Raw genomic sequence first — 23,131 nt, forward strand, 5'->3', positions numbered from 1 at the left:
TTCATATAAAATTGACCTTGACAATTTACAAATGTTCATATATATTTATAAGATAAATAGGTAATAATAGTAATAGGTAATGCAGGGAAGAGTAAGTTTAATAGAAAACTAAAGAGAGCTGGACTAGGTGAGAACCGGCGTTTGAAATTAAGCTGAATATGGCCCCTAAACTTTGTAGCTGAAAATAAGTAGGCTATGACGGATTTGCAACCGTTAAAATTGCAAGGTTGTAGAATGCAACCTAAAGAGATTCAAACTGTGAGGTTTGAATAGTCTAGAGTGGTACCGCGAAGATAGCCTTCGTCTCTAAAATAGAGATGAAGGCTTTTTATATTAGGAGGTATAGAAATGGAAAAGAAATATTATCTTACTACGCCAATATATTATCCAAGTGATAATCTTCATATTGGCCATACTTATACAACAGTGGCAGCAGATACTATAAAGAGATACAAACAATTACAAGGTTATGATGTGTTATTTGTAACAGGTACTGATGAACATGGTCAAAAGATTCAAGAAAAGGCAAAGGAAGTTGGTGTAAAACCTAAGGAATATGTGGATAAGATTGTGAAGGATATAAAAGAATTGTGGAAAACTCTAGATATATCCTATGACACATTTATTAGAACTACAGATGAATATCATGAAAAGGCAATTCAAAATATTTTCAAAAAGTTATATGAAAAAGGAGATATATATAAATCAATGTATGAAGGACTTTATTGTACTCCATGTGAATCCTTTTGGACAGAAAGCCAACTTGTAGATGGAAAATGCCCTGACTGTGGTAGAGAAGTTCACAAGACAAAAGAAGAAGCTTATTTCTTCAAACTATCTAAATACACGGATGATCTTATTAAATTATTTGAAGAACATCCAGAATTCTTACAACCAGATTCTAGAAGAAATGAAATGATGAACAACTTCTTAAAGGCAGGATTAGATGATCTATGTGTTTCTAGAACTACATTTGATTGGGGAGTTAAAGTTCCTTTTGATGATGAGCATGTGGTTTATGTATGGTTAGATGCACTACTATGCTATATAACTGCATTGGGCTATGGTTCAGACAATGATGACAGGTTTAAAGAATACTGGCCAGCAAATGTACATCTAGTAGGTAAAGAAATAGTTAGATTCCACACTATCATTTGGCCAGCAGTGTTAATGGCATTGGATATAGAACTTCCTGAAAAGGTATTTGGTCATGGTTGGATACTATTTGAAGATGACAAGATGTCAAAATCAAAAGGAAATGTAATCTATCCAGAACCTCTTATTGAGCTATATGGAGTAGACGCTTTCAAATATTTCTTATTAAAAGAATTCTCCTTTGGTCAAGATGGTTCTTTTGCTAAGGAAAAATTCTTAACTAGACTTAATTCAGATTTGGCAAATGACTTAGGTAATTTGCTTAGTAGAACAGTTGCCATGGTTGAAAAATATTGTGATGGCGTAGTCCCAGAACCTATGGAAACTGGAGAATATGATGATGAACTGATTAAACTTGCAGGAGAAGTTCCTCAAAAGTATGAAGATTATATGGAAAAATTCAATTTTAGTAATGCATTGGAAGAAGTATGGAAATTAATTAGAAGAACAAATAAATATGTAGATGAGACTACACCATGGATACTTGGCAAAGAAGGAAATACTAAAAGATTAAATACAGTATTATATAATCTATGTGAAAGTTTGAGGATTGTATCTATACTTATAAAACCATTTATGAAAAACACTTCTACAGAGATGGTAAGACAACTTGGATTGTCAGAGGAAAGTGCATCTTGGGAAAAGGCAACAAAATGGGGAGTTACTGTAGCTGGTCAAAAGGTAGTAAAAGGAGAAGCATTATTCCCAAGATTGGATATAAAGAAGGAATTAGTTCGACTAAATGAAGCAAATGAAAAGCTTATAAAAGAAAGAAGTAAAAATAAAAAAGCTAAAGAAAAAGAAGAAAGTAAAGAAGAAGAGTTTATAACTATTGATGATTTTGATAAAATAAAATTAAAGGTAGCAGAAGTTGTAAGTGTAGAAGACCATCCAAATGCAGACAAACTTTTAGTTTTGAAACTTAAACTTGGAGATGAAATTAGACAAGTGGTTTCTGGTATTAAAAAGTATTATAATAGGGAAGAACTATTAGGCAAAAAAGTAGTTGTTGTAACTAATCTAAAACCTATAAAACTAAGGGGAGTAGAATCTCATGGAATGGTATTAGCTGCCTCATGTGATGGAAAGCTTACCTTAGTTAGTACTCTAGAAGATATAGCTTCAGGTGCACAAATAAGTTAAGGAGTGTTAAATATGCTTATAGATAGTCATGCTCATTTAGACGAGGATAGATTTGACAAGGATAGAGATAAATTGATCAAATCCTTAAATGAAAACGGAATATCCATGGTTATAAATCCAGGAGCAGATTTGCCAAGTAGTATAAAATCTGTAAAGCTCTCTGAACAATATGATAACATCTATGCTGCAGTGGGGGTTCATCCCCACTCAGCTGATGAGATGGATGAAGGCACAATAGAAGTGTTAAAGGCCTTTGGAAATAGAGAAAAAGTAGTGGCTATAGGTGAAATAGGACTAGACTTCTACTACGACAATTCTCCTAGAGATATTCAGAGGAAATGGTTTAAAAGACAAATGGAACTTGCAAAAGAGTTAAATTTGCCTATTATTGTCCATTCAAGAGAGGCAGATCAAGAGACTTTTGACATGATAAAAGCACAAAGTGATGGAAATCTAACAGGAGTAATACATTGCTATTCTGGAAGTGTAGAGCTTATGAAAGAGTATATAAAATTAGGCTATTATATATCTCTTGGAGGCCCAGTGACTTTCAAAAATGCTAAGACTCCTAAGGAAGTGGCTAAGGCTGTACCACTAGATAGGCTATTAGTGGAAACAGATTCACCGTATTTGACTCCAGAACCTTATAGGGGTAAAAGAAATGAACCCCTTTATGTTAGACATGTAGCAGCTATGATAGCAGAACTTAGAGAAATGACCATTGAAGAGATAGCTAGAGCTACTAGTGAAAACACCAAAAGACTATTCAATCTAAGATAATATTAAGGAGAGATTGACTTGATAAAGGAAATAATAGTAGTAGAAGGAAGAGACGATATTCAAGCTGTAAAGAGAGCAGTAGATGCAGAAGTAATAGCTACGGGAGGCTATGGATTCAATAGAGAATTTCTAGAGAATCTAAAGGTCATTTCAGAGAAAAGAGGAGTTATAATCCTTACAGACCCAGATTTTGCAGGAGATAAGATAAGAAGAGAAATCTCAAAAAAGCTTAAAAATTGCAAGCATGCTTTTCTTCCTAAGGGAAAAGCTATGAAAAATGGGGATATTGGTGTTGAAAATGCCAATAGCGAAGATATACTTGAAGCTATAAACAAGGCAAGACCTATAGTCACCGAAAAGAGAATAGAATTTACCCAAAGAGACATGATACAATATGAACTCACAGGTGAAGAAAATGCAAGAGAGAGAAGAGAAACCTTAGGAAAGATATTGGGCATAGGCTATGGCAATACAAAACAGTTTTTAAATAGACTCAATAACTATGGTGTTACGAGAAAAGAATTCTTAAATGCATTGGAGAGGATGAATAGAGGAAATGAATGAAAAACGACTTTACTCTCCTAGTTATATAAAAGAGATAATAGATTCATATGGATTTAGATTTTCTAAGAGTTTGGGGCAAAATTTTCTTATAGATGGAAATATTGTTAGAAAGATTTGCGAAGAAGGCCAAATCACTAAAGATGATGAGGTTTTGGAAATAGGCCCTGGAATAGGTACATTGACGGAAGAACTAGCCCTTCGTGCTAGAAAGGTAGTAGCAGTAGAAATAGACAAAACACTACTTCCAATACTAGGAGAAACTCTAACTGATTATGATAATATAGAGATTGTCCATGGAGATATACTAAAACTTGATTTACAAGAACTTTTCAAGGAGAAATTTGAGAGTAAAAGCATTAAAGTAGTGGCAAATCTTCCATATTACATTACCACTCCAATTATAAGCAGATTTTTGGAAGAAGAAATAGATGTAGACAGTATCTTGGTAATGGTTCAAAAAGAAGTAGCAGAGAGAATGGGCGCTTCTCCAGGAAGCAAAGACTACGGTTCTCTGTCTGTATTTGTACAGTACTATACAGAGCCGGAAATAGTCCTAACAGTTCCTAAAAATGTATTTATGCCAAGGCCAAATGTGGATTCTGCAGTTATACGTCTTAAGATGAGAAAGGAAAAAATAGCTCTCAAAGATAAAGATATCTTTTTTAAGGTAGTTAAAGCTGCTTTTTCAAAGAGGAGAAAAACCATATTAAATTCTCTTTCCCAAGGATTAAATATGGAAAAAGAAAAAATTAGAGAAATCTTAGAAAAGGCAGGAATTAGCCCAACAGAGAGAGCAGAAAACTTAAATATAGAAGAATTTTCAAAGATTAGTTCACTATTCCCTCCTTTTAACATATATTAATAATAAGATTTAAAAGGAGGGATATTCTTGTCTGGAGAATTCATATATACTAGAAAATATATTATATTTAAAAACGACAAATCAAACATTTCAGGTATAAACCCTAAGGGCCATGGACTATTAGAAGTAAGAGAAAACAAGGGGAATTTGAGTGTAAATGTGGAAAGATGTCAAAGCGATTATTATTACAATATTTATTTAATTGGACGAGAAGGAGAAAATATTGTAGAGACACTCATTGGCAAGGTGATTACAGATGATATAGGTAAGGGCTCAGTAGAATTATACTTTAATCCTAGAAATGTGGAAGGTTCAAATAATCCTATTGAAAATTATACTGGTTTAGTTTTGAGAAGAGGAACTCAAGTTTTACTTATTGGACATATTAAAAATGATAGAGGAATTTTGGAGAAATATCTTTCAAATATAGAGGTACAAGATGATGAAGAAGTAGTGGAGGAAGTTGAAGTAGAACAGGAAATCAAAGAGCCTGATGAAGTTGTAAAAGAGATTGTTGAAGAAATTATTGAAGAATATATTGAACCAAGAGAAGATTATGAAGAAGAAATAGTAGAGGAAAAAGACAAACCTCCTCACACAAAATTCAAATCTCAAATGACTGATTATGTATTGAGCATTTTGAGATTTTTCCCATATGTAAAACCATTCAATGTAGAATTAAATGGATATGATTGGTGGAGAATAGAATCAGATGGAGTGAACATACATAGGGGATTTTTGCCGTTTTATAATTATCTTCTAAATATGTATCATAATTATCCTAATATGCAAAATACAACCACTTGTCAATATCTAATACAAAAGTACAAACACTATTTATTTGGAATCTATAAAGTAAATGGAGATGCTAGATACTATATCTACGGTGTGCCAGGAAGTTTTACTACATTAGAACATCCTTTTAGAGGAGCAACTGGGTTTAATACATGGTATGAATCAAAGGATGGCTTTGGATATTGGCTAATATACATTGATCCCCTTACAGGAAAGGTAATGTATACTATAAATCCTATGATACCTACTTGTTAATTATGGTATAATATAGTCAAAGCTTTTGAAGGGAGGTATATTGCTTAGTTGCAATGGGAAAATGAAAAGAGAAACCAATGAAAAAGAAATATACGAAATAAGTTCATTAGATGATGAAAAAATAACTCGCCTCTCTGAAATCTTCAAAGCACTATCTGATCCAACAAGGCTTAATATTATATATGCTCTTTCTCAAGACTCCCTATGTGTTTGTGATATAGCTCAAGTCTTGGACATGACTCAATCAGCAATATCACATCATTTAAGGATATTGAGAAATTTAAAGTTAGTTAAATTTAGAAAAGAGGGGAAAATGGTTATATACTCTTTGGACGATGACCATGTACTTGAATTATTCAGACAGGGATTAGATCACGTGAACCATCAGTAAACATACAAAATGAGTCAAGGGACCGTCCCTTGACTCATTTGTTGTGCTCATTTTTAGATACTTCTTGTATGGATTCAGCAACTTTTGCTAAAACGGAAATTCTCTTTTGCCTATTTAAAATAAAGGTCTTTTTTTCACTTTCTTCTGAAGAAGAGAGAAAGTATTTAGGCTCTAGATTATTTAAGGCAATAGACTTTATGTCATCAATACAATCATCACATTTACAAATGTCATAATTATCAATTACTTCATTAAGCACTTCGGAAACCAATATTTCCATATAATTTGTTACCATTAATACATCAGCCCTTTTCAATTAACTAAATTATAATTTTATCATATAATTAACTAATTGTATAGTGGGTATAAGAAAAATGTCAAAATATTTTTTAATATGTTGAATTCCAAATATTGATTAAATATATATTAAATAGGGTACTATAAAATTGAAACATTATAAGCTATAAGAAAGGAGATTTTTGTTGTGAATGCTACAATATATACAATAGATACTTGCATTTATTGTACTAAGGTAAAAAAATATCTCTCAGAAAAGAAAATAAAATACGAAGAAAAAAATGTTCAAGAGGATTCAAAAGCTAGAGAAGAACTATTGTCTATGGGATACCGTACAGTTCCTGTGATAGTTTTAGGAAAAGAAGAAATCGTTGGATTTGATAAAGAAAAGATAGATAAAATTATAAGATAATTACCCCTTGACAAATATACCTATAGGGGGTATATTATATATAAAGTTAAAAGATGTGAAATATAGAGGAGGAGTTAGAATGGCTGATATAACTATTTATTCAACAAATACTTGCCCACATTGTGTAGCAGCAAAAGAATACTTTGATCAAAAGGGAATTCCATTTACAGAAAAAAATGTTCAAACTGATATGAATGCAAGAAAAGAATTAATGTCTATGGGACACATGGGAGTACCAGTAATTTTTATTGATGGAGAAGAAGTTGTAGGATTTGATAGGGAAAGAATAGAAGATCTCCTTAAAAAGTAAAAAACAAAAAACCACCCCTAATGAGTACGCATACTCAACAGGGGTGGTTTTTTCTATTGGTTTAATGCTCTAAGCAATTGTTCTAGATCTAATCCATGAACCATAGCTGCTTCTTCTAGTGATTCCATTTGGCTTGATGGACAACCTACACATCCCATGCCAAATCTCATTAATATTTCTATAGCTTCTGGTTTTTGACGAATTAATTCGCCTATAAGCACATCTTTAGTTATCATTGTTTTTTTCCTCCCTTAAAATAACTTTATGAATATAATAGCATACTAATCATAATTATTATACCCTTTTTAATTTTTTTAAAAAAATAAATTAAAAAGCATAAAAAAATTAATTATGGAGAACATTATAACAGGAGGTGTTAAAATGGATAACAATGATAACAACAACAAAACAAGAGATACAAAGAACATCAGTATAGGAGAAATACTACTTAGGATTCTCATCACAGCCATAGTAGTTGGGGTAGCTGCTTTCTTTACTCCCGGATTTTCAATTAACAATCTATGGAGTCTAATATTAGCAGCAATAGTAATAGCGTTATTAGATTACTTTGTACAGAAGATTGCAGGCATAGATGCTTCTCCTTTTGGAAGAGGAATCACAGGATTCATTGTATCTGCAATCATATTATATGTTACAAAGTTTATTGTACCTGGATTTAATATATCTCTTTGGGGTGCCATTATAGGTGCTTTAGTAATAGGAATAATAGATGCAATAATCCCTGGAAAACAAGGGATGTAAAAAAAGGCTTTCTAGCTAAATTTAGCTAGGGGCCTTTTTTCAGTATAAAAATAATTGACAATCCAAAAATAATATTATAAAATATGTTTCAACATACCTATAGGGGGTATATAATAAAAAAGAAAACAAGGAGGAATAAATTATGAATATAAAATTAACAGAATTAGCTCAAGAAGAGTTAAGAAAACAATTACAATCAAAGGATAACAAGTCATTGAGGCTATATATAGCAGGCATGGGCTGAGGTGGACCAACATTTGGTATTGCTTTGGATGAGCAAAAAGATAGAGATGAAGTTATCAAGGTAGATGATTTTACATTTTTATTAGACGAGGATATGAGAGCAAACTTCGATGATTTCAACATAGATTATTCTAATAATTGGTTGAGAAGAGGATTTAATATAAGAGCTGGTAGGGGAGGTTCTTCCTGCTAAAATAAAAGATAGGCAAGGCCTATCTTTTATTTTGTCTAAAACTATTTAAAAAAAACTATTTTTGTGTATATAATAATGTGTAAGGAAAAAATAAGGAGTGATAGATTTGAATATAGACAAAATATATGAGGCATTAGGGAATGTCAATGATCCTGAGCTAAAAAGAAGTTTAGTAGACTTAAATATGATAAAGTCAGTTTCAGAGGAAAAGGGTCATGTAAAAGTAGTAGTGAATTTGACAACAATGGGTTGTCCGCTAAAAAATACAATCAAAGACGATATAATAAGAGAAGTAAGTGCATTAGATGAAGTGAAAAGTGTAGAAGTAGAATTTGGAGAGATGACAAAAGAAGAAAAGGAAAAAATATTTGGAGTGCCAGAACAAAAGGTGAGAAGTTTTGAAAATACAACTGTTTTAGCTATTGGAAGTGGAAAGGGAGGAGTTGGCAAATCTACAGTTACAGCCAACTTAGGAGTTGCTTTAAGTAAGATGGGATACAATGTAGGTATAATAGATGCAGATATATTAGGATATAGTATTCCTCAAATAATGGGAATAAAGGATGAAAGACCTACAGTTATAGGAGAGCAAGTTATTATTCCTGTAGAAAAAGAAGGAGTAAAAATAATGTCTATGGGAAATTTAGTAGGAGAAGATGAAGCTCTTATCTGGAGAGGACCAATACTTACTGGGGTATTACATCAATTTTTAAACGAGGTTCATTGGGGAGAATTAGATTTTCTACTATTAGATTTACCTCCAGGAACAGGAGACATACCTCTAAGTATTATGCAGGAAATGAAGAATTCTAAATTTTTAATAGTTACAACTCCACAGATTACTGCTAAAGGCGTAGCAAAGAGATTGGGTATTATGGCTCAAAAGACAAATACTGAAATAATTGGCGTAGTTGAAAATATGTCTTACTTTATCTGTGATAATTGTAATGAAAAGCATTATATATTTGGTCAAGGAGAAGGAGAGAAATTGAGTAATGAACTAGGAGTAAACTTCCTAGGAGAGATACCTCTTCTTAAGACTATAAGAGAAAGTAGTGACAAAGGAGTTCTTCCTTCATCAGATTTAGAATCAAATATTGGCAGTATTTATAAGGCTATTGGAGAAAAAATTATTAAAAATATTTAATAGTTTCTTGAAAAAATTTCTATTATATAATAATCTATAGATGTGGTTATATCCAACCCTAGAAGAAAAATATTGGAGGTGATGGTCGTGGATTCTGGGCCCTTATGGGATTATTTGTGTGGAGAACAACATAATAAAGGGAAGAACCATGAACATTACCTTTTTTCATTGGTTCTTCTAAGGAGGGAGAATAATGGATCAAAGAATTTTAGAACAATACTTGCAAGATAAAAAGTATCGTGAACTTAGAAGTGAACTCATAGATATGAGAGAAGTAGACATAGCAGAGTTTTTAGAGGAAATAGACATTACTACAGCACTTATGTTGTTTAGAATGTTGCCTAAAGATTTAGCGGTAGAAGTATTTTCATATTTTCCAAGTGAAAAACAAAAAGAGATAGTCGGAAATATTACAGACAAAGAAATACAGTTTATAGTAGATGAAATGTACTTTGATGACATGATAGATTTATTAGAAGAGATGCCAGCTAATGTAGTGAAAAAAATTCTTAGTAATTCAAGTGCTGAAGAACGCAAACTTATTAATCAGTTTTTAAACTACCCTCAAGATTCTGCTGGCAGTTTAATGACTATTGAGTATGTAGATTTGAAAAAGAAGATGACTGTAAAAGAAGCATTAGCTCATATAAAGGACATAGGGCTTTCTAAGGAAACTGTTTATACCTGTTATGTAACCGATAAGAATAGGAAATTAGAAGGAATAGTTTCTCTTAGGAAACTTGTAGTAGGAGAAGAAGAAGAGCTTATCAAAGACATAATGGAGGAAGATGTAGTATATGTAAACACTCATGATGATCAAGAGACTGTAGCTGATGTGTTTAGACGTTATGGTTTTATAGCTCTTCCAGTAGTTGACATGGAAGGTAGACTTACAGGAATTATAACCGTAGATGATATCGTTGATGTTATAGACAAAGAAAGTACTGAAGACTTTCAAAAGATGGCGGCTATGTCACCATCAGAGGAAAGATATCTCGATACAAGTGTATTTACTTTGGCTAAGCATAGAATAATATGGTTGTTGTTTTTAATGGTTTCTGCCACATTTACAGGAGGAATAATCAAAAGGTATGAAAGTGTATTAGAGTCTTCAGTATTGTTAGCTGCATTTATTCCAATGCTCATGGACACTGGAGGAAATGCAGGTAGCCAATCTTCAACCCTTGTGATAAGGGGTTTGGCATTAGGGGAAATTGAGTTAAAAGACGCAGGAAAAGTAATATGGAAAGAGTTTAGAATAAGTACCATAGTTGGAATTATTTTGGCTATAGTTAATTTTGCTAGAATATATTATTTTGAAAAAGTTAATTTTCTTGTAGCATTTACAGTTTCAGTAACCTTAGTAGTAACTGTTGTAGTTTCTAAGATGATTGGTGGATTGTTGCCAATCATAGCAAAAAAGATGAAAATTGACCCAGCTATAATGGCTGGACCACTAATTACAACCATAGTGGATGCATTGAGTTTAACTGTATATTTTACAATTGCTTCAGCTATATTAAACATATGAGAGTGAGCCAAACTGAGTCAGGAGACCGTCCCCTGACTCAGTTTTTTTAATCACCATTAAAACTATAAATACATAATATATATTAAGAGTTATATTAAAGGGGGCTTTAATATGTATGATTTTAAATTTGCAGAAAAACCCCTTGAAGAAATGGTGAAACTGTTACTCCCAACACAGATTGATATAAATTTTCATATAGAATGTTTGAAAGCTCAAGCCATTGTGATAAGAAATAACTTACTCAGAAGTTCCATAAATAATGGAGACGACTGGGATGATTATAGTGGTATAAATTTAGACAAAATTAATAGAGCAGTAGATGAAACAGAGGGTTTAATCATTACATTTGAAGGAAACCCTATAATGGCCTATTATCATGATAGCTGTGGAGGAAGTACGGAAAATTCTGAAGATGTATTAGATTGTAGTGTTACTTATTTGAGGAAAGTCCTTTGTGACTATTGCAAAGATTCTCCAAATTATATTAGTTCAAAACAATATAGTATTGAAGATTTGGAGAGAATTTTAAAAGCAAAAATTCCTAAAGAGAACACTCATGAAGGGGAAATTTCTGGTTTTATTGATAATATAGATAGAGATGAAGAGGGAAGAGTCAAAAGATTGACTATAGGAAGGGTCGAATATACTGGCACAGAGTTAATGGATATGCTGGAATTAGGATCTACTAGATTTTATATTTCTCCATTAAATATACAATTGACCTCTATTGGTAGGGGTCATGGATTGGGTTTTTGCCAAAATGGTGGCAATGAAATGGCCAAAAGAGGATTTTCATTTGATGAAATTCTCAAGTACTATTATACAGGAGTAAAAATAGAAAAATATGTTCTTCCTAGTATAAAAAACCCACTTTTAGGGAAAGTATTAATATTAGACCCAGGTCATGGTGGTAAAGATTTCGGACATATAGGAAAATTAGGTTTAAAAGAAAGCGAAATAGTTCTTAAGGTTTCTAAAGCTGTAAAAGATAAACTTGAAGCACTAGGTGCTGTGGTTTATCTTTCGAGGGATGAAGATAGAGAAGTATTGTTAAAAGAAAGGGTAGAGTTTGCAAATCATATTAGGCCAAATTTTTTAATTTCATTTCATATGAATTATTTTCCTAATTCAAATATGAAAGGCTGTGAAATTTATCACTACAGAGGAGATGTGGAGAGCAAAAACTTGGGCAATATTATACAGAAAAACTTAGAAGGAGAAATGAATATTGTCAACAGAGGTGTAAGAGAGGGGAAGTTTTCCCTATTTAGAAATATAGGTGTGAATTCCATGATCATAGAATTGGGGTTTTTATCAAATGAATATGAAGAAGAAACATTCTTTGATGAGAAATATTTAGATAATATCGCAGAAGTTATAAGCAAAAGTATATTAGAATATTTTGAAAATTATTTTTTGCCCTATTATCGTTGACAAGTCATCTTATTAGTAGTATAATAATTTATTTGACAAACCGGACAATCTATGTTATAATTACTAACATGAGTGTCCTATTGCACTCCTTCTAGCCCCCTTAAAAGAGGGGAGAAATCAAAGGAAGGTGAGGTCTTTGTTAGAAAGGAATTCCCTAACTAAAATTAAAAAGGATGTAGAGGATTCAGTAGGCAAAAAGGTCATATTAAAAGCTAACAAAGGTAGAAAAAAGATTGCAGTAAAGGAAGGAATATTAGAGAGCGCTTATCCCAGTATATTTGTTGTAAAGATATCTAATCAATATGACTCAGTTAGAAGAGTATCGTATACTTATTCGGATATATTGACTGAAACAGTTGAAGTAACGGTATGTGACGGAGAAGAGAGAAAAATCAAAATAAGTTAATTTTAAATCGGACAGGGAATATTCTCTGTCCGACTTTTTTTCCTCCAATTAGTAATTTTTTGGGACATTTGTACATATATTTTCTCATAGGATGTATAAATGGATATAGGGGGGATAATATGCCAGCAGAACTAGTTAAAGATATTCTAAAAGTCGATGAGATAAAGGGTTCGGAAAGTGTCCAAACCTTAGTTGAAACAGAAATATATCTAAATCAATCAAAGCCTGAAATAGAAAACATATTGTGGACTGACGGAAAAGTAGAAATAATGAATGTAAAGATAGTTAAAGACATGGTAATAGTAAATGGAATTTTAATACTTAAAGTTATCTACAAATCTAAAGATGAACATATTCCAATAGTAACAACAGAGACAAAAGTTGACTTTAAAGAAGAGATAAATATGGTTGGAATAGATGAAGAAATGATTGCAACAGTAAAGCCACAGATAGAACACATTGAGTATGAAACCATAGAAGGAAGAAAGATAATACTAGAAGCATTAATAAACTTATCATCCAAAGTAAAAAGAATAAACTCAATTGAAATCGTAAAAGACATTGTAGGTGGAGATGGACTTCAAACTTTAAAGGAAAAAGTAAGATACAATAGGCTGTTAGGAGCAAATGAATCTTATGCTCAAATAAAAGAAGCTTTTGAAATCAAAGAAGCTATGCCAGACATTGAAGAAGTATTGAAATTAGACACAAATATCTATGAACAGGAGACAAAGGTAGTTGAAGACAAGATAATAGTATCAGGGCTTATAGAAGCAGCTATTATATATTATGGCGGTGAAAAGCTCAATACAGTGAGAAGAGAAGTGAATTTCAATCACTTTGTAGATGTAGAAGGTGCGGTAAAAGATGCAGATTGTGATGTAAAACTTGAAATAATGGATGGAGATTTTGAAGTCAAGGAAGATATAGAAGGAAACCTAAGAATAATAGACTTAGAAGTAAAAGTAAAAGTAAGTGGTAAGGTTTATGAAATAGAAGAAAAAGAGTTAGTGCTAGATGCATATTCTACTAAGAAATTGATAAATGTAACAACAGAAGAGATAGAAGTTGGAGAAAATATAAAAAGATTAAAGACAAAAGAAATAATAACTGAAACTTTCAAAGAAACAGGCTTTAGGGAAGTTTACAATGTAGAAGGAGTTCCAAATCTATTAGATTGTAGAATAATTGAAGACAAAGTGGTATTAGAAGGTCTTTTGTCAATGAATGTACTATATCTAGATTCTCTATCAAAAGAAGTAAAATCTATAGTAGAAGAGATTCCATTTAAAACCTATTTAGATGTAGAAGGTATAGACAAAACCATGAAGGCAGATGTAGATATTGTGATAGAGAAGATAGACTACAAAATTGAGGATGAAAATTTAGAAGTAGAAGTTCATCTTCAAAATGTAGTATCCCTTAATAGAACTAAGAAATTGAATATCATATTGGATTTAATAGAAACTGAAGAATATGTTAATAAGAGAAACAGACCTAGCATAACTATATATATAGTTCAAAAGAATGATACTCTTTGGGATATAGCAAAGAGGTATAATACTACTGTAGAAGATTTAATCATTTCAAATAATATCTCATCACCAGATAATTTGATGCCTGGAGAAAAGATAATAATAGAAAAGATTATTGATCTTGGTTTTTAAACTGTGATAGGCGGGCGGGGACAAAGAATCATCCCCGTCTTCTTATTTTTGTGATATAATAACTATGTTAAAAGTAAATGGAAAAGGAGACTAGCATGGAATCAATCACATTAGAAGCCTATGGAAAGATAAACTTATCCTTAGATGTACTAGGAAAAAGAATAGATGGATATCATGACATAGAAACTATAATGCAATCCATAGACTTAAAAGATAAAGTAGTATTAAGAGATAGTGAAGAAGGTATAACTATAGAATGTAACAATCCCCAAGTGCCTACTGATTCTACAAACTTAGTTTATAAGGCATATAGGATATTGAGAGATATGTATAGTATAAAAAGAGGAGTCCATATAAAGATTCAAAAAAACATACCAGTAGCTGCTGGACTAGCTGGGGGAAGTACAAATGCTGCAGCAACTCTTATAGGATTAAATGAACTATGGGGACTTAAATTGTCCAAAGAGAAACTAATGAATATTGGAGTGAAAATAGGTGCTGATGTGCCCTTTTGTATAATGGGAGGCACAGCACTAGCAAAGGGTATAGGAGAAGAACTTATAAGTTTAAAAGATTTTTCTGGTCATTTGGTTTTGTTGGCTAATATTGGAATAGAAGTATCTACAGCTCATGTATATAGTAGCTTGAAAATCGATAATATAGCTAATAGACCTAATATGGACAAGTTGCTTTTGGGAATAGATAAAAATGACCTAAATATTATTTCAGAGAATATGGTCAATGTATTGGAGGAAGTTACCATTGGAGAACATGGCCAAATACAAGATATAAAAAATGAGATGCTAGAGTTTGGGGCCTTAGGTAGCCTTATGAGTGGCAGTGGTCCAACTGTATTTGGATTTTTCGATAATGAAGAAGACTTACTAAAATGTAAAAAAAGTCTAGAAAAAAAAGTTAAAACATTGATAATAACTAAAACTATTTGAATAAATTTTCCACTTCTTGCGAATTATAAGTATATAGTTCGTACAAAGGAGTGGAAATTTTGTTTTTAAGGGTTCTTTCAATAATAAAAGGGTTTTTTAGTTATTATCTCGTTTTTATAATGTTAATTGTAAGCCTATTCACATTGGTGGTTGACATTCCAAAACTTAAAAAAGGTAATTTCAATAGAGAAGCAAATATAGCAAAGGCAATATCAATAATCTACATAATATTAGGCCCTATAATTTATATATTATTGAAGAAAATTTAGGGGGGATAATTATTCTTTCAAAAAAGCTTAAAAAAAATTTAGAAGATATAAAGGAGATCTTAAAAGACTGTGATGATGTTGTATACAGAGATTTCAAAGTAGGTGTAAACGAAGAATATTCTCTAGCACTTATCTATACTGATGGTCTTATCGATAAAAAGCTTATTAGTGAATTTACTATGATGCCCTTAATGATAGGGGTGCGAGAAGTAAACCCCACTCCATTGATTGTAAAACAAGATTTATTAAAGGATATTACAACAAGAAGTTTACCTAATGCTGAAGTTAGTGAATCTGACACAATGGAAGATACTATAGATGCGATATTATCTGGTGATACAGCATTATTAATAGATGGATGTGATAGCACCATAATAATATCTTCAAGGGGCTGGCCTACTAGAGGCATTGAAGAGTCATCATCAGAAACAGCATATCGTGGTCCAAGAGATGGTTTTAATGAAACACTAAAATTTAATATTTCTCTTATTAGAAGGCGTATTAAAGACCCTAAACTTAAAGTAAAAATGCATAAAGTTGGGGTAAGGAGTAAAACTGATGTAGCTGTTATGTATATTGAAGATATTGCAAACGATATGTTTTTGAGAGAAGTAAACAATAGACTAGACAATATAGATGTAGATGCTATCATTGAAAGCTCTATACTAGAGGAATTCATACAAGACAATCCTTATTCACCTTTTCCCCAAGTAGAGAATACAGAAAGGCCTGATGCTGTGGCTGCCTCTCTATATGAGGGGAGAATAGCTCTGATAGTAGACAATACTCCTTCTGTGTTGATAGCTCCTGCAACTATAGGTACACTTATGCAGTCTACTGAAGATTATTATTCAAGATGGCCTATAGCTACTATTGTGAGGATTATTAGATATTTAGCAGCATTTGTTGCAGTATTATCACCTGCTCTTTTTATATCTGTTACATCTTTTAATCCTGGAGTATTACCAACTAGACTTGCTTTTTATGTAGCAGCTACTAGAGTCAATGTACCCTTTCCATCTGTGATAGAGGCGTTTTTGATGGAACTTACAATAGAGTTTTTAAGGGAAGCGGGAACTAGAATATCTGGACCAATAGGAACCACTATAGGCATAGTAGGTGGTTTAATAATAGGTCAGGCTGCAGTTGAAGCTGGAATTGTAAGCCCTTTAATGATAATTGTAGTGGCGATAACTGCTATAGCTACTTTTGCCCTGCCAAGCTATGAACTTTCAGCTGCATTGAGAACCTATAGATTCATACTAATGGTATTTGCAGCAGTATTAGGTGTATATGGGGTAATGTTAGGTGTAATTATAATGGCTACAAATATGGTCAATTTAAACAGCTTTGGAATACCTTTTGCTTCACCATATTCAGGATTAGGGCTTTCAGATGGTGATATAAAAGATACCTTAATCAAAGTGCCTATAAAAGACCTAAAATATAGACCCAAATTTACTTTCCCTAGAGATAAAAGGAGAATGAAATAGGTGATAATATGAATAGAAAAAACAACATTTCATTAAATCAACTTGAATCATTGATAATAACTTCAGTCATAGGAGTAGGAATACTAACTGTCCCTTCTGTAGCAGCAAATATATTAGGTAATGATGGCTGGCTTGTAATATTATTAGGAGGACTTCTAGCCATACCATTTATATACATAATGAATAGACTGAACAGATTGTATCCGGGAAGAATATATTATGATTTTGGCAAGGACATAATAGGACCATATTTATTTAATGTTATCAACTTCATATATGCATGCTTTTTTTTAATCATTGTGGCTTTTACAGTTAGAGTATTTGCAGAAGCTATAAAGATTTTTCTTTTGAACGACACTCCTACAGAAGTGATTATAATTACTATGCTTTTTACTTCTTCTTACATAGCTAGAAATAGTATTGAGTCATTAGCTAGAATGGCGGTTTTGATTTTGCCTATTATCATAATAATAACTCTACTGTTTACCATTCTAGCTATTCCTGCTATAGATTTTACTAATATACTTCCTCTATTTAAATTCAATTTTGGTGATTTAAAAAATATATTTAGAGGGGTAGGAATAGTGTTTTTTAGCTATTCAGGTTATGAAATAATGCTTATAGCTATGGCCTATGTTGGTGAAGGAAAGAAATCTGTAAGATATAGTATTAGGGCTATTTCATATGTGATTATTATATATTTAGTTATGTTTTTTGTTACCCTTGCTGAATTTGGTGTATATGAGCTTAAACGGGAAATTTGGCCATCTCTATCTATGATGAGGGAGATAGAACTTCCAGGATTTTTTATTGAAAATGTAGATGGACTTATATTGTCAGCATGGGTATTAGTTGTATTTGCTACAATTGGACCATATCTATATAGTTTAAGCGTTATACTTTCAAAGATGTTTAATACCCAAAAGCACAATATATTTGTATTACCTGCAATACCAATAATATTTGTACTATCTTTAATACCTCAAAACTTAATTGAAGTATATACCTATATGGAAGTTATATCAAAATACATGGGGATATTAGTAGTAGCCATATTTCCAACCATATTATATATAATTGCACTTATAAAGAGGAGAAGAGAAAAATGTACATAAAGAAAATACTATTTATAATACTAAGTTCAACAATCATATTTCTAACAGGATGCTGGGATTCTGTAGAAATAAATGAAAGGATTTTTGTCACTGCAGTTGGACTTGATTTGAATACAGATCCAAATGCAGAAGGTCGATATTTAGTGACCTATGTATATCCAAATATAGGTGCTTTAGGGAAGAATCCAAGTCAAAAGGAAACGAAAATAATAAAGTCCACAACTGCTATAGCAGGATCTGATGGCAGTAGGCAATTGACCACCAGAGTTCAAAATCCTATATATCTAAAACATTTAAAAGTGTTTGTAATAGGAGAAGAACTATTTAAAAACCCAGATCTTATAAAAGAATATTTTGATGGATTGGCAAGAGACCCTAGAATGAATAGAAAAATTGGCATAATAGTAGCACAAGGTAGTGCTAAGGATGTACTGTCTACAAAAGTAGAAGAATTAGCCATCATAGGAGGACAACTAAATAGTATGCTCAACAATGATAAAGTGGCTGCAAGATTTACAAAGCGGACTTTTTCAAGTATAATGAAAGATTTTCAGTTTTCAAGGGCTTCCCTAGCTCCAAGAGCTGTACCTAAAAAGGATGAATACAAATTATCTGGAGCGGGGATTTTAAAGGATTATAAGCTAATAGGTTGGATTGGGGAAAAAGAAAATAGAGCTATTGCAATAGCTAAAGGTGATTTTAAATCGGATATTATAGATGTAAAATACAATGATGTTATTGGTACATATGTAATTACAGATCACATATCTAATAAGAAAATTGCAAAGGAAAAAGATAATTTAAAGGTAAATTTAAATATTTCATTAGAAGGTTATTTGCAGCAATACAAATTAGGGGAAGATATAAGCATTTTTAATATTAAATTCATAAATAATCTTGAAGAAGAGATAGAAAAGAAAATTGAGAAAGAAATACAAAATGTAGTAAATAAGCTTCAAAATGAATACAATGCAGATGCATTGGGAATTGGAGAATATCTATGTAAATTCCAGCCAGATATTTGGGAAGTTGTAAAGGATGAATGGGATGAAATTTTCCCAAGTATCGATATCAAAGTAAATGTAGTGGCGAAAATAAGAAGAACTGGACTAACTAAATAAATGTAGAAAAGTTGAATATAAAAAACAAAATTGTTAATACTTACAATTAACAGAGAAAAAGTAATAGTTTGGTTTTAGAGGAGGCAATGAAATGAAAAAAATAATTTTAATATTGTCCATGTTCATTATCACTATAGTATACATAGTACATCCCTATATATATGAACCTAGATGTGAATATGAAGAGATTAATGATAAGTTGATTAGATTTCATGTTATAGCTAATAGTGATTCTCCAGAAGATCAAAACTTAAAACTTAAAATAAGAGACAAGATATTAGAAGAAATGGGAGATAAATTTGCCCAATCCACAAGTATAGAAAATTCAAGACAAATAATTGAACACAATATAGATAAAATAGAAAATTTAGCAAAAGATGAAATAAATAAAAATGGCAAAAACTATGATGTAGTTGCTACACTATGTCAAGACAAGTTTCCCACAAAGAGCTATGGAGATTTAACTCTTCCCGCAGGAGAATATGAAGCATTGAAAGTAATTATAGGAGAGGGGAAAGGTAAAAACTGGTGGTGTGTAATGTTTCCGCCACTATGTTTTGTAGATATAACTCATAGTAAAACAACCACAAATGTAAATAATGTAAATTATGATTTAAACAATGGAAAAAAGAATGGAAAGCAACAGATAGTACTCAAATCAAAAGTTGTAGAACTATTTGAAAAAACAAAAATAAAATTTGCAAAAATGAAGTGAGTCAGAGTGAGTCGGGGGACGGTCCTTTGACTCATTTGCTTTTTCGTTGCATAAAAATAAGTTATTTGCAAAAAATAGATGTAAATCAAATGAAAGGAGGATTCTTTTGAAAAAGTGCATGCTTTTAACAACAATATTTGTTTTAGTTTTTCTTTCTATATTCATGTTTTATGAACCTAAAAACTCACTAGAGTCATCAGCAAATGGATTTTTAATGGCACCAAAAGTACTCTATTGGGGAACTACAGGTCAAGATGTAAAAAATGTACAATGGAAACTTAGAAACTGGAAATATTATGATGGAAAAGTTGATGGAGTTTATGGCGCTAGAACCTACAGAGCTGTCAGAAGATTTCAAGCCAAAAATGGTTTAAAGATAGACGGTGTAGTAGGGCCAAGTACTGCTAAAGCTATGGGACTTAATGTATCAGGTACTAAAACGGTTGCAAAGACTTCAACATCAGGTATTAATCAAAAAGGTGATGTGTATCTATTAGCAAGGGCTATTCATGGAGAGGCAAGAGGAGAACCATATGTAGGCAAGGTGGCAGTTGGTGCAGTTATATTAAATAGGGTTAGACATCCATCCTTTCCTAATACTATAGCGGGAGTTATATATCAACCATTAGCTTTTACAGCTGTTGCTGATGGTCAAATGAATCTTACTCCAGGAAAGGATTCTATCAAGGCAGCTAGAGATGCATTAAATGGTTGGGATCCCACTTATGGATGTGCGTACTACTGGAACCCTGCTACTGCTACAAGTAAGTGGATTTGGTCAAGAAAAGTAGTACTGAAGATAGGTAAACACTGGTTTGGGAATTAGGGAGGTGAAAATGTGAAAGATAAAAGATGGATTGCACCAACCATATTGGCTTTAGTTTTGGTGTTATCAGTGGTATGGGGTTACAATCAATATACCTTAAGTGGAAAATTAAATACTGCCCTTACAAATAGTCACCAAAGGCTTTTGTTTGATGTTAAGAAACATGTGGAAAATGTTCAAGTATCTCTATCTAAGGCCTTAGTATCTGAATCTAGAGAGCAAAATGTATTACTCCTTTCCCAAATAATGAATGAGGCGTATTTTGCTCAGGATAAGTTATCTCAATTACCTGTAACACATGCAGATATAGCTAAAACAGAAAAGTTTTTAACTCAAGTGGCAGACTATAGTTATACCCTTATGCAAAATCATTTAAGTGGTCAAGAACTGACAAGCAAACAGAGAGAAGCATTATTTAATCTTCAAAAGGGTTCCGCAGATTTCAATGCAGAGTTGTCAGCTCTTCATGACAAATTGGTAGAAGCAAATTTCAATATAAATAGTATTACTGGAAAGGGAAAAAACAAACTTCAAAAGGCAAATGAAGACACCCTTCAAACAAGACTTACATCACTAGAAAAACAAATGGGTAAGTCTCCAGAATTAATATATGATGGTCCTTACTCAGATCAACAATTAAACAAAAAGCCTTTGGCTTTAGGGGACAAAAAAATCACCATAGCTGAAGGCGAAAAAAGAGCAAGGAATTTTGTTGGGACTAAAAAAGTTGGAAAGGTAACAGCTTTTGAAAGCGGTAAAGATGCAAGTGCAGCTAGAATCCCGTCCTATACCTTTAGTATTGTTCCTAAAAATGCTTCTAAGGAATCAGCAATATACATAGGAGTTAGTACAAAGGGTGGAAAGATTGTATGGATGGAAAATCCTAGAGCTGTTTCAAAGGCAAATATATCTGTTACTCAAGCAGAGAAAAAGGCGTTAAAGTTTCTAGAAGAAAAAGGTTATCCAAATATGGAACCTAATTATTCATTAAAATATGATGGTACAGTTATTTTCAACTTTACTTACAAAGATGGAGATGTAACTATATATCCTGATTTGATTAAGGTAAAGGTTGCTCTTGACAATGGAGAAGTAGTTGGATTTGATGCTTCAACTTATCTAATGAATCATCAAAACAGGAAGATTCCTACACCTGAAATAACAAAGGATAAGGCTAGGGAATATGTAAAAATAGATTTTGATATAGATAGTACACGATTAGCTTTAATTCCTAAGGGTAAAAATGAAGTATTATGTTATGAATTCAAAGGTAAATATAAGGATTCAGATTTTATAATCTATATCAATGCATTAAATGGAAGTGAAGAAGATGTACTTCAAATAATTAAGAATGAAAATGGAACATTAACCTTCTAAAAATAGTTGTCAATTCCCCCTTTTAAATATACAATATAGATAAAGGGGGAATTTTTATGGACAATAGGCCTATTGGAGTATTTGATTCAGGAATAGGTGGATTAACAGTACTTAATGAAATAATGGAACTACTTCCTGGGGAAGATGTTGTTTATTTTGGAGATACAGCAAGAATTCCCTATGGAACAAGATCAAAAGAGACAGTAATAAAATACGCTTTTCAATGTATAAGATTCCTCTTAAAGAAGGATATAAAAGCTATAGTGGTAGCTTGCAATACAGCTAGTGCCTTAACACTAAAAGAAGCACAAGCTAATTTTCAAATTCCAATCATTGGAGTTATTGAACCAGGAGCAGATGCAGCTATATCCTCAACTAAAAACAACAAAGTAGGCGTTATAGGAACTACAGGCACTGTAAACAGCGAGGCCTATCAGAGAAGAATACGAAGACTTCTACCTTCCTCAGAAGTCATTGGAGTTTCTTGTCCCCTATTTGTTCCCATAGTAGAAGAAGGCTGGGAAGATACAGATATAGCCTTTTTAACAGCTGAGAAATACTTACAAGAATTGAAAGAACATAATATCGACACTTTGGTTATGGGTTGCACTCATTATCCTATACTAAGATATACTATAGGAAAGGTAATGGGAGAAAGTGTAAATCTCATAAATCCTGCCTTTGAAACAGCCAAGGCTACGATGGTATTGTTAGAAGAAAAAGGATTGAAGACAGATAAAATTGATGGTGGAAAATATGAATTCTATGTAAGTGATGACCCAGAGAAGTTTAGGAGAATCGGAGGAAATATATTGAGAAAAGAAATAAGTACTATTGAACAAGTGAATATAGAACAATTATAATAGGCACGTTTTTAGTGCCTAAAATTTGGCTGTTGGTGCCTAAAATCAAGCACTAAAG

26 protein-coding genes and 1 other annotated feature are annotated in these 23,131 nt (G+C 32.2%); of the genes, 24 read left to right on the plus strand and 2 right to left on the minus strand.

All coding sequences use genetic code 11. The features are described 5' to 3' along the window. Positions 1–70 precede the first annotated feature (70 nt). Positions 71–311: a binding site (T-box leader), on the plus strand. 37 nt (positions 312–348) lie between these two features. The 6 genes from metG to BQ9840_RS08730 all read left to right on the plus strand — a co-directional run bounded on the left by metG (position 349) and on the right by BQ9840_RS08730 (position 5,945). Further along, entirely contained in the window at positions 349–2,298 is a 1,950-nt protein-coding gene (gene metG, locus BQ9840_RS08705; protein WP_077369415.1) for a methionine--tRNA ligase, read from the plus strand. Between the two features lie 12 nt (positions 2,299–2,310). Then, complete coding sequence (locus tag BQ9840_RS08710; protein ID WP_077369416.1) at positions 2,311–3,078, plus strand: TatD family hydrolase; 768 nt, start codon at positions 2,311–2,313, stop codon at positions 3,076–3,078. Positions 3,079–3,096: 18 nt separating this feature from the next. After that, positions 3,097–3,642 carry a ribonuclease M5 gene (gene rnmV / locus BQ9840_RS08715; protein WP_077369417.1) on the plus strand — a complete coding sequence of 182 codons (546 nt, stop codon included), beginning with the start codon at positions 3,097–3,099 and terminating at the stop codon, positions 3,640–3,642. Then, positions 3,635–4,504 carry a 16S rRNA (adenine(1518)-N(6)/adenine(1519)-N(6))-dimethyltransferase RsmA gene (gene rsmA / locus BQ9840_RS08720; RefSeq protein WP_077369418.1) on the plus strand — a complete coding sequence of 290 codons (870 nt, stop codon included), beginning with the start codon at positions 3,635–3,637 and terminating at the stop codon, positions 4,502–4,504. Before rnmV ends, rsmA begins: the two co-directional genes overlap by 8 nt. A 27-nt stretch (positions 4,505–4,531) precedes the next feature. After that, positions 4,532–5,554 carry a hypothetical protein gene (locus BQ9840_RS08725; RefSeq protein ID WP_077369419.1) on the plus strand — a complete coding sequence of 341 codons (1,023 nt, stop codon included), beginning with the start codon at positions 4,532–4,534 and terminating at the stop codon, positions 5,552–5,554. 61 nt (positions 5,555–5,615) lie between these two features. Further along, entirely contained in the window at positions 5,616–5,945 is a 330-nt protein-coding gene (locus BQ9840_RS08730; protein WP_077370140.1) for an ArsR/SmtB family transcription factor, read from the plus strand. Positions 5,946–5,979: 34 nt separating this feature from the next. Here BQ9840_RS08730 and BQ9840_RS08735 read toward each other — a convergent pair whose 3' ends face one another. After that, a complete protein-coding gene (locus tag BQ9840_RS08735; protein WP_159436130.1) occupies positions 5,980–6,261 on the minus strand; it encodes a late competence development ComFB family protein in 282 nt (93 codons plus the stop codon). Between the two features lie 168 nt (positions 6,262–6,429). Here BQ9840_RS08735 and BQ9840_RS08740 point away from each other — a divergent pair, with 168 nt between their 5' ends. Together BQ9840_RS08740 and BQ9840_RS08745 are read left to right on the plus strand one after the other, a co-directional pair. Beyond that, on the plus strand, positions 6,430–6,654 hold the full coding sequence (locus tag BQ9840_RS08740) for a glutaredoxin family protein (protein WP_077369421.1): 225 nt from the start codon (positions 6,430–6,432) through the stop codon (positions 6,652–6,654). A gap of 79 nt (positions 6,655–6,733) precedes the next feature. Then, positions 6,734–6,964, plus strand: a complete 231-nt coding sequence (locus tag BQ9840_RS08745; protein ID WP_077369422.1) for a glutaredoxin family protein — start codon at positions 6,734–6,736, stop codon at positions 6,962–6,964. 53 nt (positions 6,965–7,017) lie between these two features. On the opposite strand, the gene BQ9840_RS08750 is transcribed toward BQ9840_RS08745, so the two are convergent. Next, complete coding sequence (locus BQ9840_RS08750; RefSeq protein WP_077369423.1) at positions 7,018–7,200, minus strand: DUF1858 domain-containing protein; 183 nt, start codon at positions 7,198–7,200, stop codon at positions 7,018–7,020. Positions 7,201–7,345: 145 nt separating this feature from the next. Between BQ9840_RS08750 and BQ9840_RS08755 the strand changes: the two genes are divergently transcribed. From BQ9840_RS08755 to murI, 16 genes are all read left to right on the plus strand, one after another. Beyond that, complete coding sequence (locus BQ9840_RS08755) at positions 7,346–7,726, plus strand: phage holin family protein (protein WP_077369424.1); 381 nt, start codon at positions 7,346–7,348, stop codon at positions 7,724–7,726. Between the two features lie 142 nt (positions 7,727–7,868). Further along, positions 7,869–8,162 carry a HesB-like protein gene (locus BQ9840_RS13100; protein WP_369800189.1) on the plus strand — a complete coding sequence of 98 codons (294 nt, stop codon included), beginning with the start codon at positions 7,869–7,871 and terminating at the stop codon, positions 8,160–8,162. Positions 8,163–8,268: 106 nt separating this feature from the next. Then, on the plus strand, positions 8,269–9,309 hold the full coding sequence (locus tag BQ9840_RS08760) for a P-loop NTPase (RefSeq protein ID WP_200804906.1): 1,041 nt from the start codon (positions 8,269–8,271) through the stop codon (positions 9,307–9,309). Between the two features lie 193 nt (positions 9,310–9,502). Beyond that, a complete protein-coding gene (mgtE, locus tag BQ9840_RS08765; RefSeq protein ID WP_077369425.1) occupies positions 9,503–10,840 on the plus strand; it encodes a magnesium transporter in 1,338 nt (445 codons plus the stop codon). A gap of 111 nt (positions 10,841–10,951) precedes the next feature. Beyond that, positions 10,952–12,274 (plus strand): N-acetylmuramoyl-L-alanine amidase, encoded by a 1,323-nt coding sequence (locus tag BQ9840_RS08770; protein WP_077369426.1) that lies wholly within the window; start codon positions 10,952–10,954, stop codon positions 12,272–12,274. 127 nt (positions 12,275–12,401) lie between these two features. Further along, positions 12,402–12,680: a Veg family protein gene (locus tag BQ9840_RS08775; RefSeq protein WP_369800190.1), complete on the plus strand. Its 279-nt coding sequence runs from the start codon at positions 12,402–12,404 to the stop codon at positions 12,678–12,680. A gap of 119 nt (positions 12,681–12,799) precedes the next feature. Next, positions 12,800–14,347 (plus strand): DUF3794 and LysM peptidoglycan-binding domain-containing protein, encoded by a 1,548-nt coding sequence (locus BQ9840_RS08780; protein ID WP_077369428.1) that lies wholly within the window; start codon positions 12,800–12,802, stop codon positions 14,345–14,347. 77 nt (positions 14,348–14,424) lie between these two features. Then, entirely contained in the window at positions 14,425–15,294 is an 870-nt protein-coding gene (gene ispE / locus BQ9840_RS08785; RefSeq protein WP_234978640.1) for a 4-(cytidine 5'-diphospho)-2-C-methyl-D-erythritol kinase, read from the plus strand. 50 nt (positions 15,295–15,344) lie between these two features. Next, entirely contained in the window at positions 15,345–15,563 is a 219-nt protein-coding gene (locus tag BQ9840_RS13105) for a CLC_0170 family protein (protein ID WP_369800191.1), read from the plus strand. Between the two features lie 56 nt (positions 15,564–15,619). Continuing rightward, entirely contained in the window at positions 15,620–17,056 is a 1,437-nt protein-coding gene (locus tag BQ9840_RS08795; protein ID WP_234978669.1) for a spore germination protein, read from the plus strand. Between the two features lie 8 nt (positions 17,057–17,064). Next, positions 17,065–18,171: a GerAB/ArcD/ProY family transporter gene (locus BQ9840_RS08800; RefSeq protein ID WP_077369432.1), complete on the plus strand. Its 1,107-nt coding sequence runs from the start codon at positions 17,065–17,067 to the stop codon at positions 18,169–18,171. Then, positions 18,162–19,292, plus strand: coding sequence for a Ger(x)C family spore germination protein (locus tag BQ9840_RS08805; protein ID WP_077369433.1), 1,131 nt, complete (start codon positions 18,162–18,164; stop codon positions 19,290–19,292). The genes BQ9840_RS08800 and BQ9840_RS08805 overlap by 10 nt, the downstream gene beginning before the upstream one ends. A 91-nt stretch (positions 19,293–19,383) precedes the next feature. Next, positions 19,384–20,007 carry a stage II sporulation protein R gene (spoIIR, locus tag BQ9840_RS08810; protein WP_077369434.1) on the plus strand — a complete coding sequence of 208 codons (624 nt, stop codon included), beginning with the start codon at positions 19,384–19,386 and terminating at the stop codon, positions 20,005–20,007. Positions 20,008–20,113: 106 nt separating this feature from the next. Next, on the plus strand, positions 20,114–20,833 hold the full coding sequence (gene sleB / locus BQ9840_RS08815) for a spore cortex-lytic enzyme (RefSeq protein WP_234978641.1): 720 nt from the start codon (positions 20,114–20,116) through the stop codon (positions 20,831–20,833). 12 nt (positions 20,834–20,845) lie between these two features. Further along, on the plus strand, positions 20,846–22,210 hold the full coding sequence (ypeB, locus tag BQ9840_RS08820) for a germination protein YpeB (protein ID WP_077369435.1): 1,365 nt from the start codon (positions 20,846–20,848) through the stop codon (positions 22,208–22,210). Positions 22,211–22,266: 56 nt separating this feature from the next. Continuing rightward, positions 22,267–23,073, plus strand: coding sequence for a glutamate racemase (gene murI, locus BQ9840_RS08825; RefSeq protein ID WP_077369436.1), 807 nt, complete (start codon positions 22,267–22,269; stop codon positions 23,071–23,073). Positions 23,074–23,131: the final 58 nt, after the last annotated feature.

Source organism: Anaerosalibacter sp. Marseille-P3206, from assembly GCF_900155565.1.
Lineage (GTDB): Bacteria > Bacillota > Clostridia > Tissierellales > Sporanaerobacteraceae > FUHM01.

What these genes read in the sequence shown, in the direction of transcription:
- metG (WP_077369415.1), top strand. Translation starts at nt 349, where the DNA reads ATGGAAAAGAAATATTATCTTACTACGCCAATATATTATCCAAGTGAT.
- BQ9840_RS08710 (WP_077369416.1), top strand. Translation starts at nt 2,311, where the DNA reads ATGCTTATAGATAGTCATGCTCATTTAGACGAGGATAGATTTGACAAG.
- rsmA (WP_077369418.1), top strand. Translation starts at nt 3,635, where the DNA reads ATGAATGAAAAACGACTTTACTCTCCTAGTTATATAAAAGAGATAATA.
- BQ9840_RS08730 (WP_077370140.1), top strand. Translation starts at nt 5,616, where the DNA reads ATGAAAAGAGAAACCAATGAAAAAGAAATATACGAAATAAGTTCATTA.
- BQ9840_RS08745 (WP_077369422.1), top strand. Translation starts at nt 6,734, where the DNA reads ATGGCTGATATAACTATTTATTCAACAAATACTTGCCCACATTGTGTA.
- BQ9840_RS08750 (WP_077369423.1), bottom strand. Translation starts at nt 7,200, where the DNA reads ATGATAACTAAAGATGTGCTTATAGGCGAATTAATTCGTCAAAAACCA.
- BQ9840_RS08755 (WP_077369424.1), top strand. Translation starts at nt 7,346, where the DNA reads ATGGATAACAATGATAACAACAACAAAACAAGAGATACAAAGAACATC.
- mgtE (WP_077369425.1), top strand. Translation starts at nt 9,503, where the DNA reads ATGGATCAAAGAATTTTAGAACAATACTTGCAAGATAAAAAGTATCGT.
- BQ9840_RS08770 (WP_077369426.1), top strand. Translation starts at nt 10,952, where the DNA reads ATGTATGATTTTAAATTTGCAGAAAAACCCCTTGAAGAAATGGTGAAA.
- BQ9840_RS08780 (WP_077369428.1), top strand. Translation starts at nt 12,800, where the DNA reads ATGCCAGCAGAACTAGTTAAAGATATTCTAAAAGTCGATGAGATAAAG.
- ispE (WP_234978640.1), top strand. Translation starts at nt 14,425, where the DNA reads ATGGAAAAGGAGACTAGCATGGAATCAATCACATTAGAAGCCTATGGA.
- BQ9840_RS08800 (WP_077369432.1), top strand. Translation starts at nt 17,065, where the DNA reads ATGAATAGAAAAAACAACATTTCATTAAATCAACTTGAATCATTGATA.
- BQ9840_RS08805 (WP_077369433.1), top strand. Translation starts at nt 18,162, where the DNA reads ATGTACATAAAGAAAATACTATTTATAATACTAAGTTCAACAATCATA.
- spoIIR (WP_077369434.1), top strand. Translation starts at nt 19,384, where the DNA reads ATGAAAAAAATAATTTTAATATTGTCCATGTTCATTATCACTATAGTA.
- murI (WP_077369436.1), top strand. Translation starts at nt 22,267, where the DNA reads ATGGACAATAGGCCTATTGGAGTATTTGATTCAGGAATAGGTGGATTA.